8 protein-coding genes and 1 pseudogene are annotated in these 10,051 nt (G+C 47.8%); 1 reads left to right on the top strand and 8 read right to left on the bottom strand.

Annotation, left to right across the window (positions count from 1 at the left end; translation table 11 throughout):
* The 6 genes and pseudogenes from BUA14_RS06030 to BUA14_RS06005 all read right to left on the bottom strand — a co-directional run.
* Positions 1-425, bottom strand: a pseudogene (locus tag BUA14_RS06030) (collagen-like protein); the annotation flags it as partial.
* Positions 426-638: 213 nt separating this feature from the next.
* Complete coding sequence (locus BUA14_RS06025) at positions 639-1,916, bottom strand: collagen-like domain-containing protein (RefSeq protein ID WP_072771778.1); 1,278 nt, start codon at positions 1,914-1,916, stop codon at positions 639-641.
* 278 nt (positions 1,917-2,194) lie between these two features.
* Positions 2,195-3,739 carry a collagen-like domain-containing protein gene (locus BUA14_RS06020; RefSeq protein ID WP_072771777.1) on the bottom strand — a complete coding sequence of 515 codons (1,545 nt, stop codon included), beginning with the start codon at positions 3,737-3,739 and terminating at the stop codon, positions 2,195-2,197.
* 325 nt (positions 3,740-4,064) lie between these two features.
* Positions 4,065-5,573, bottom strand: coding sequence for a sensor histidine kinase (locus BUA14_RS06015; RefSeq protein WP_072771776.1), 1,509 nt, complete (start codon positions 5,571-5,573; stop codon positions 4,065-4,067).
* Positions 5,570-6,253 (bottom strand): response regulator transcription factor, encoded by a 684-nt coding sequence (locus BUA14_RS06010; RefSeq protein WP_072771775.1) that lies wholly within the window; start codon positions 6,251-6,253, stop codon positions 5,570-5,572. Before BUA14_RS06010 ends, BUA14_RS06015 begins: the two co-directional genes overlap by 4 nt.
* A gap of 122 nt (positions 6,254-6,375) precedes the next feature.
* Positions 6,376-6,699: a hypothetical protein gene (locus tag BUA14_RS06005; RefSeq protein WP_072771774.1), complete on the bottom strand. Its 324-nt coding sequence runs from the start codon at positions 6,697-6,699 to the stop codon at positions 6,376-6,378.
* Positions 6,700-7,084: 385 nt separating this feature from the next.
* Between BUA14_RS06005 and ilvA the strand changes: the two genes are divergently transcribed.
* Positions 7,085-8,332: a threonine ammonia-lyase IlvA gene (gene ilvA / locus BUA14_RS06000; RefSeq protein ID WP_072771773.1), complete on the top strand. Its 1,248-nt coding sequence runs from the start codon at positions 7,085-7,087 to the stop codon at positions 8,330-8,332.
* Between the two features lie 184 nt (positions 8,333-8,516).
* Here ilvA and BUA14_RS05995 read toward each other — a convergent pair whose 3' ends face one another.
* On the bottom strand, positions 8,517-9,680 hold the full coding sequence (locus BUA14_RS05995; protein ID WP_072771772.1) for a DUF2812 domain-containing protein: 1,164 nt from the start codon (positions 9,678-9,680) through the stop codon (positions 8,517-8,519).
* Positions 9,681-9,992 (bottom strand): PadR family transcriptional regulator, encoded by a 312-nt coding sequence (locus tag BUA14_RS05990; RefSeq protein ID WP_072771771.1) that lies wholly within the window; start codon positions 9,990-9,992, stop codon positions 9,681-9,683.
* Positions 9,993-10,051: the final 59 nt, after the last annotated feature.

Below are 10,051 nucleotides of genomic sequence, written 5' to 3'. Positions count from 1 at the left end.
GTCGCTCCTGTGGACCCTGTTACGCCGGTCGCTCCTGTGGATCCTGTTGCTCCGGTCGCTCCTGTGGACCCCATTACCGGTTCCAGTGAATCCAACTCGGCGGGGAGTACCCGATGGGCCGCCACCAAAGCCCCTTCAGTATCCTTGCCCCATACAGATATAACTACAGTTTCAGAACTTGTAGAGAATACAAATTCAAAAGAATCTAAATCTGCGAAATACTCCTTGATTATAGCCTCATTCGGATTAAGATTGTTTGCTTCTAAAACATATATTTCTTTTAAAGACCCGTTGACATAATAACCTGTTATTTCAACTGTCTCCATGGAGTCACCATCGTTGGTGATTTCAATAGCTACCGATACTGAGGGACGCACCCCGGCAACCGGAAAATTATCTATCAAGCCGGTAGTTAACTCTGCCATCCTGACATCTCCTTCTTCTTTTTATTATCCCAATCATTGGGCTCTATTTTATACTATTTCTCTTGTCCGCCATAGGTGACTCTTTTCGCCAAAATACCATTTCATATCTCCATATTATGTATAGGATAACCTTTCCAAGCTTGTTCCTCTGATACACAAAAGGCCGTGACTTGAATCACGGCACTCTGTGAGTATTTTCACGGAGCAATTACATTACAGTGAGGCAATTTCAATAATAGTCAAGTTTGCTTGGATAGCCGATATGCCGTAAGAGACCGTCGCACCACTGTTGTTAAACAAGTTAAAGACCAGCGGAACGGTTGTCACAGTGAGCAAAGCACTTCCATTTAGCTGTAACGTGACCATCGGGGAAGGAGACGATGACAAAATGGTCTGCGAGCCGCCGCTAATTACCTGGATGCCAAAAGACACCGTAGGCTCTGCTTCGGCCCCATCTGTGTTCACCCACCAGGAAATATAATAATTTCCCGGCTGATTGATAAGGAAGGTTCCAATTCCAGCATTATAAATGATGTTTGCAGAAGGAGCGTTGATTGTGGTGTCAAACAGGACATTGGCATTATTGGCGACCGTGCCTCCACTGCTTCCCTGCAGCTGGACCTGGAGCCCAGATAATGATCCAGCCCCACCTGTAGGTCCGGTCGAGCCGGTCGGGCCTGTCTCGCCTGTGGCTCCTGTAGCGCCGGTCCCTCCTGTAGCTCCCGTAACGCCGGTCTCCCCCGTGGCCCCCGTAGCACCGGTCTCTCCTGTAGCTCCTGTAGCACCGGTCTCTCCTGTAGCTCCCGTAGCACCGGTCTCTCCTGTAGCTCCCGTAGCACCGGTCTCTCCTGTAGCCCCCGTTGCGCCGGTCTCTCCTATAGCCCCCGTAGCACCGGTCTCCCCTGTCGCTCCCGTAGCACCGGTCCCTCCTGTAGCTCCCGTTGCACCGGTCTCCCCTGTGGCTCCTGTTGCACCGGTCTCCCCTGTGGGCCCTGTTGCACCGGTCTCCCCTGTGGGCCCTGTTGCTCCGGTCTCTCCTGTAGCTCCTGTGGCTCCGGTCTCCCCTGTCGCTCCTGTTGCTCCGGTCTCTCCTGTAGCTCCTGTTGCTCCGGTCTCTCCTGTGGGCCCCGTCGGCACTATGATCGGTTCCAGTGAATCCAATTCAGCCGGGAGCACCCGATGGGCATCCACTAAGTTCCCTTCAGCGTCCTTCCCCCATACCGATATAGCTACCGTTTCAGAACTTGTCGAGAATAAAAATTCGAAAGCATCCAAATCAGCGAAATACTCTCGAATTATCACCTCATTTGGATTAACATTAACTACTTCTAAAACATATACTTCTTTGATAGTCCCATTGAGATAGTAGCCGGTTATTCCAGCTGTCTCCATAGAATCACCATCGTTGGTAATTCTAAGGGCTACCGATACTGAGGGGCGCACCCCATTAACCGGAAAATTATCTATCAAGCCGGTGGTTAACTCTGCCATTTTGATATCTCCTTCTTTCCACTATTCACTCGTTGAGCTCTTTGAAGTTAAAAATTTATATCAATCCCTTCATTTCCATTTCACTCTATACTATTACTCTTGTCCTCCATAGGTGACTCTTATCGCAAAAATACCCCAGAAAAAGAGAACATACCCGCAAAGGAATGTTCTCGTACGAATAAAATCAGGCGAAACGCATCACAGTAAAAAGAGGGCGGGAACTCAGAGCTCTCCGCTTAGGAGCAGAGCGCTTATGCTTGCGTTGAAGCCGGACTCATTTAATTACTTAATTGAACAACAGTTAAAGAGCGATTTATATAACCTAAAATAGGGAAATCCGTACTAACACTTACTCCTACTTCATCTCCTGCTGCTAAAGATGCTTGAACGACAAACGTTGAACTACTTCTATTAAATATATTGAAAAAAGTGGTTGTATCACCGAAAATTGGCGAACCATTGACAGTGATAATAGCCTGCAGATATGGGTCATCTGGATCTGGATCAGTGGTAGCTTGAGCGTTAATAGATATTGTTATTTGATAAATTCCGCTTTCCCCCACCACTAATTCATTGCCCGATAGACTAACTGTGATAGTATCTGATAAAGGTCCAACAATACTAAACGGTACGGGTGTGAGTGTTGCCCCAGGTGCCTCTGCACTATTTCCTCTTAAAGATCCAAAAGCCAAAACGACTTCTCCGGTAGGACCAGTCGGACCAGTTTCCCCTGTGGCTCCGGTCTCCCCTGTAGCTCCTGTTGCACCGGTCTCTCCTGTAGCTCCCGTGGCACCGGTCTCTCCTGTGGGCCCTGTTGCTCCGGTCTCTCCTGTGGGCCCTGTTGCACCAGTCTCTCCTGTGGCCCCTGTTGCCCCGGTCTCCCCTGTGGGCCCCGTTGCACCAGTCTCTCCTGTCGCTCCCGTGGCACCAGTCTCTCCTGTCGCTCCCGTGGCACCGGTCTCCCCTGTGGGCCCTGTTGCTCCGGTCCCTCCTGTGGCTCCCGTGGCACCAGTCTCTCCTGTAGCTCCCGTGGCACCGGTCTCCCCTGTGGGCCCTGTTGCTCCGGTCCCTCCTGTGGCTCCCGTTGTACCGGTCTCTCCTGTCGCTCCCGTTGCACCGGTCTCTCCTGTCGCTCCTGTTGCTCCGGTCTCCCCTGTCGCTCCTGTGGCTCCGGTCTCTCCTGTAGCTCCTGTTGCACCGGTTTCTCCTGTCGCTCCTGTTGCACCGGTCTCCCCTGTCGCTCCTGTTGCACCGGTCTCCCCTGTCGCTCCTGTGGCACCGGTCTCTCCTGTAGCTCCTGTTGCACCAGTCTCTCCTGTAGCTCCTGTGGCTCCGGTCTCCCCTGTCGCTCCTGTGGCACCGGTCTCTCCTGTAGCTCCTGTTGCACCAGTCTCTCCTGTAGCTCCTGTGGCTCCGGTCTCCCCTGTCGCTCCTGTGGCACCGGTCTCTCCTGTGGGCCCCGTCGGCACTATGATCGATTCCAGTGAATCCAATTCAGCCGGGAGCACCCGATGGGCATCCACTAAGTTCCCTTCAGCGTCCTTACCCCATACCGATATAACTACCGTTTCAGAGCTTGTCGAGAATACAAATTCAAAAGCATCCAAATTAGCATAATACTCTCGGAGTATTACCTCATCTGGATTAACAGTAACTAGTTCTAAAACATATACTTCTTTGATAGTCCCATTGAGATAGTAGCCGGTTATACTAACCGTCTCCGTAGAATCACCATCATTGGTAATTCTAAGGGCTACCGATACCGAGGGGCGCACCCCATTAACCGGAAAATTATCTATCAAACCGGTGGTTAACTCTGGCATCTTAACATCTCCTTCTTTATTCAGCAGTTCACTCATTAAGCTCTTGAAGTTGAAAGATTATATTAATCACTCATTTTCATCTCATTCTATATTATTACTCTTGTCCTCTATATGTGACTCTTATCGCCAAAAAAGTTACTTTTATTACTTTTATCCTGACCATAAGAAAGCAGTTATGCCTCTTAAGTTCTGTGATACGCAAAAAATGCCGTGACATAGTCACGACACTTTGCGTAATTTAACAGGCTATTCCTTTCCTTTTCACCTTCTGTGAGGATAAGCCAACCAAACTTCAGGTAAAACAAAAACTCCATCTGAAGTAATTTTATACTTTTGGTAGTCCGACGATAAAGCGGCTTCCTTCGCCTACTTTACTTTCAACGCGAAGGGTTCCGCCGTGAAGCTCTACCAGAGAGTGAGTAATAGCTAGACCCAGTCCGGCTCCCCCATATTTCCGGGTCCGGGAAGAATCGCTGCGGTAGAATCTCTCAAAGAGATGGGGTAAATGCTCCTCAGGAATTCCTGGTCCGTTGTCCTGGACCGTCAATTCAACCCCGGAAACCTCAGATTTTAAGCTGATTTGAATCAACCCCTTATCCGGGTCCGTATGCTGGACCGCATTATGGAAAAGGTTAAGAATAACTTGTTTCATCTTATCCACATCGATGGGGACCAATTCCTCAGGGGCCAAATCCAATTGAATCTCCCTTTCTTCAGCCAGCATACGCAGTTGGGGCTCCATCTCCAGTATCAGTACCCCAAGATCCTTTTCCGACTTTTCAAGATGAGGAGAACGATCCAATTTAGCCAAAAGCAATAGATCCTGAATAAGCTTTTTCATGCGCTCCGATTCCGCATACATACTGGTTAAGGACTTCTGCAGCTTATCCGGTTGATTCATCGCTCCCCGCAGCAGAACCTCCAGGAAGCCATGGATAGACGTAAGGGGGGTCCGCAGTTCATGGGAGGCATCGGCTACAAAACGCCGCATCTGTTCTTTGGCCTCCTTTTCTGCTGTAAAAGAGGACTCCAGCCGCTCCAGCATCCCATTGAGAGATACGGCCAGAGTATCAATCTCTTTTTGACCTTGTTCCACCGGGAGGCGTTCGTTAAGATTCCCCGCATCCATATTCTCCATGGTATGAACGATATTGGACAAAGGAACCAGAGTTTTTTTGATAACCGCTTGGTAAGCCACCAATCCTCCCACAAGGGCAAGCACAGAAAGGAGCATAAATATAGACAACTGCCGGAACAAAACATCTTGAACAAACTGGGTACTAAGGCTAACCTGAATAAAACCGACCAGATAACCGCGCAGTTCCAAGGGATGAAGAACCACCAGCAATTCCGTCCCCTCAGAGTTCACTACCCAAAATCTCGGCGATTCCGATGGATTTAAGGCTTGTTGATATTGGTCGGCACTAAGGAGCGGTGGGGTCCCTGACCGATTAACGGCATTGGATAGACTGGTCGCGTTACCATTCAAATCCACAAAAGCAATCGTAGAATCCATCAGGTTGATGGGAATACGGTTGGGAGGACCCTCCTGAGTCTTACCGGGTACCAGCTCTACTATCTCTTTATCCAGATTGAATTTGGCATTGATCTCCGCATAAAGCAGCATTTGCGTCCAAGTGTCCCGGGGAACCGACGCAATTTGGGAACGAATGCTTGCCGCAGTGCTGCCGAGAATAAAGTCCTTCAAAAAAACGTACTGAAAGATCCCGATCAGCAATAAGATAATAGCCAAAAAAAATAAAGAACGGGAGAGCAGCTGAAACCTCAAGGAGTTGGGGGTTACGATCTTGTGTATAGAGGCTACCTTCTTCATATCAGGTCCATCCGATACCCGGAGCCCCGCAGTGTACGAATCAGCCGGTGCTCCTTATCCCCCAGTTTTTCTCTCAAGGAGCGAATGTAGACCTCCACGATATTATCATCCCCGGCAAAATCATATCCCCACACTTTATCTAAAATCATCGTCTTACTCAAAACCAGCCCCTGATTAAGAATCAAAAATTTGAGCAATTCATACTCTGTAGGGGAAAGCTCCAGAACCTTATCCTGAAACTGGATCTCTTTGCGGCGATCGTCCAAACGAAAGGGACCCATCACCACTTCTCCTAAAAGGGTGGGGAATTGATTGCGGATACGGGCGTGAATGCGGGCAAGGAGTTCCTCAAAACTAAAGGGCTTAGCCATATAATCATCGGCGCCGGTGGTTAAACCCTTGACCCGGTCCTCCACTTCATCCTTAGCGGTCAGCATAATAATGGACACATTCTCACTCTTCTTCAGCATCCGGCAGACCTCAAAGCCATCCATTCCCGGCATCATAATATCCAGAATCACAAGATGGGGATGGAATTGCTTGGCCAAAGTAACTCCTGTCATCCCATCAACCGCCGTCTGCACCTCAAAGCCCTCGTTCAGCAGTCCCATCTCCAGGAACTCCAGAATATTCGGTTCATCATCAATAATCAGGATTTTTATTCCTTTCAATTTTTGCATGGAGTATCTCCCCTTTAAAGGCGAAATCGTTCTCTTCTCATTATCTACTGCCCCGTTGAAATGGGTCTGAGGGCTGACTGAAAATTAGCTGAAAACCTTAGCCTAACTTTCATCTTAAGCAACTATTCTTTCGGGAAAGAGTTCCGCGAATCCGTAACTTCCTCAACCGGCATATCAATAACCTCTCCATTGGTGAAACCCCGCGGAGTATGCTGGCCTCCGGGTTGGCCGGGACCTTTATAATTGGTATAGACTTTAAAATGCACACGCTGACTTTGCCCGGCCTTGCCATAACCTATGCCTTTCTTCTGTGCAAAATAGAGATAAACACGATAAAGGGCGTAGACCACAGCACCAATAAGCACTGCCCAGATAGAAAAAACGACAACAGCCAGAATGAAAAAAATGATCGCCAGGGACCATACAATTCGATATAACCAAGGCATACCAAACCCTCCTCTTTAGTCGTTTCGAATCACTTGCTTCCAAAGATTTTTACTATCAGGACTTCATGCTGAAACACATAGTCCAGAATTCCCAATGACAAGTCCAATACTATCCTAAATAAATTGTAGCATATTTCCGCTATGCTTTGTAGTTTGGACCTGATTTTAAGTCAGGATAAGGTTGACTCAGGGCAAAAGCAAGAGTAATATTAATAAAATAATCTATTATATAACATCTTATGTAAACCATTTCTCTCATAAGATACTATCATCTCCAGATATCACCCGAAGATATCCTCTGAATGATAATAGCTTTATCTATTCTATACTTTATCGGTGGTGTGCAACGATACTGCGGGAATGTGGAAAGGGGTAAAATTTTTATATGGGAAAAGTCGTCCTAGAGGATATTCTCAGAGCCGGTCAAACCTTAAAAGGGGTTATCAATAAAACACCTTTGCACCGTCATGACCTTCTTTCCGAGAAATACCAATGTAATATTTTCTTAAAACGGGAAGATCTCCAGGTGGTTCGTTCCTTCAAGCTGCGCGGAGCTTATAATATGGTTCATAGTATTCCCTCAGAACGGCTCAGCAGTGGTGTCGTTTGTGCCAGTGCTGGTAATCATGCCCAAGGTGTTGCTTATTCCTGCAAAGCTCTGGGTATTAAAGGCAGCATCTATGTACCTTCGACGACACCAAAGCAAAAAATCTCTTCCATTAAGCGGTTTGGCGGAGACTTTGTGGAAGTGATACAGATCGGCGATACCTTCGACGATGCCTTCAATAAAGCAAAAGCTCATTGTGAGGAAGCGAATAAGACCTTCGTCCATCCTTTTGATGATCCTTTAGTCATTGCCGGTCAGGGTACCATTGCCATGGAGATTCTTAATGATATGGAAGCTCCTGTTGACTATATTCTGGGTGGTATCGGCGGTGGCGGCCTCATGTCCGGTGTGGGTATTGCCATGAAAAGCTTAAGTCCCCAAACCCAGGTCATCGGCGTGGAAGCCACCGGTGCCGCTTCCATGAAGGAAGCTTTCATTCAAGGTGAAATAGTCACCTTGCCCCACATCGACGGATTTGTGGATGGTACTGCGGTAAAACGAGTCGGAGATCTCACCTTTGCCATCTGCCGGGAGGTTCTCGACGATGTCATCGCGGTCACTGAAGGAAAGGTCTGCACCACCATCCTGGAAATGTATAATGACAGTGCTATTGTGGTTGAACCGGCGGGCGCACTTTCCATCGCTGCTCTGGAGACCTATAAAGATAAGATCAAAGGCAAAAATGTCGTCTGCATCATCAGCGGCGGCAATAACGATATTGAAAGAACCCCTGAAATCAAGGAACGCTCCTTATTCGATCAGGGCCTTAAACATTATTTCATCGTCAACTTCCCTCAGCGCCCCGGCGCCTTGAAGGAATTTGTGGGGGAAGTTTTGGGACCCAACGATGATATTGCCCGCTTTGAGTACACCAAATCCAACAATAAGGAAAAAGGCCCCACACTGATTGGTATTGAGCTATCCCGTAAAGAAGACTACCAGCCCTTGATTGAACGCATGGATAAGAAGGGCTTCCAATATACGCGCATCAACGATAATCCCGAACTGTTCGGATTGCTCATCTAGCAGAATCTGCTCCTAAAACAAAGCTTTATAAAGCTTTTAGCGAAAGAGGACTGTCCCAGCCAGACAGTCCTCTTTTTCAGGTATCACCAACCGGGGCTAATTCGTAATCAATTACGAATTTAGCCCCAGTTGAAACAGAAAGCTCCCAAGGGCAAAGCCATATTATCACTGAAAGAAGCCTCGTTCAATGCAAGACTTGCTCAACCAGGGGAATCATCTTATCTATGGCTTCATGGCCATAATAGCGAATATGAATGACTTGATTGCCTAAGGTGCCGAAGATTTGGTTTCCGACCACAACCATTGCATCAAGATCGGTAGTATCAATCCAGCGTAATTCCTCATCTTCATAGGGCTCAACATACCGTTCGATCAAATCCTCCATAAGTTTGGCAGCCATGCCCCTATAGGCTAATTGATAATACCGGGTGGTTACACTGGGAGAATACTCTCCACTGCCGTCTTCCCAGCGTTCACCTCTGATCACACCATGTTCGTGAATTTCATATTGAACAGGGGCCAGAAAGCTCCAGTCATATTCCACTCGATTTAAGAAATCCAACTCCTCATAATAACTGGACTCGCGCTCCAACTTAGGGTTCTGTTCGATTTCCGCTAAGCGAATCATAGGCAAGTCCACTATACTCTCCGGGAGAGTATAGGTATCCCGTTTAGCAATCTCTACAAAAGGCAGCACAATTGTCCCTAAAGCAAGAGGTATAATCAATACAAAAACCATGGCACTAAGTCGCCGGGCTCTGGCGAAGTCCTCCTTATGGTCAATGGGGTTTCCCTGAAGCAGAGATGTTCTCAAGCGGCGAACGGCCAGATAATTGCGGATTACCGTAAAACACAGGTAGATTTCAACAACAACAAGCAGTATTTGTTGTATAAAATTGCCTCTGACCATAGTAAGATAAGGCTGATTATTCAGGAAGTAGATGCTGGATATCATACCAATGATCAACAAGACCGCAACAGTTATGATCACCACATTGAGTTTCATCCGCTTGTTCAATTCCGCCAAGGCAAAGCCCTGTTCAATGGGATCGGTATGCAATTCCACAGCCCAGGCTTCCTCCGCCGCAAAAACATAAAACTTACCGCTGCGGGCCGCCAGATTCCAACCGCACTCCCGATACACTTCCAATTGCTCCGGGGCAGGTTCTTCCTGAAGATACTCGATGCGATACCGGGTCTCTCGTGACTCTCCCTGTTCAAAGTAGGCAAAGGTTCTGCCGAATTTTCGAAGATGCAATCCCCTTTTTGCCATATGGGCAAACCAATGTTCATTCCGCCCTATGGCAAAAAGATCGTCCAGCATCAGACGTCTTACCCACCGGCCCATCTACTCCCCCTCCTTCAGCATACGTCCATCCTCAATCATGGCCTGCAGCCTTTGGTATTCAGCCACTAAGGCTTTTTGGCCTTCTTCCGTGATGGCGTAAGTTTTTCTGCGCCCATCATCATGAACAATTTTAATCAGCTCTTCCTTTTGCATCCTGGTAAGCACCCCATATAAGGTTCCCGGGCCCATCTTTACCCGCCCTCCGGATACCTGATCGATAGCTGCCATAAGTTGGTAGCCATGGTTGGGCTGCATTAAGGCTAAAAGGATATAATACATTGCTTCCGTCATCGGACCGCCGGCATAAGGCATAGGCTCACCCACCTCATTATTTGCAAACTAAATCTCACCCTGCTATTGTCCGCTATACT

The sequence above is a fragment of the Desulfitobacterium chlororespirans DSM 11544 genome (assembly GCF_900143285.1).
In the GTDB taxonomy this organism is placed as follows: Bacteria; Bacillota; Desulfitobacteriia; order Desulfitobacteriales; family Desulfitobacteriaceae; genus Desulfitobacterium; species Desulfitobacterium chlororespirans.
This window is presented reverse-complemented; position numbering and strand designations above follow the sequence as displayed.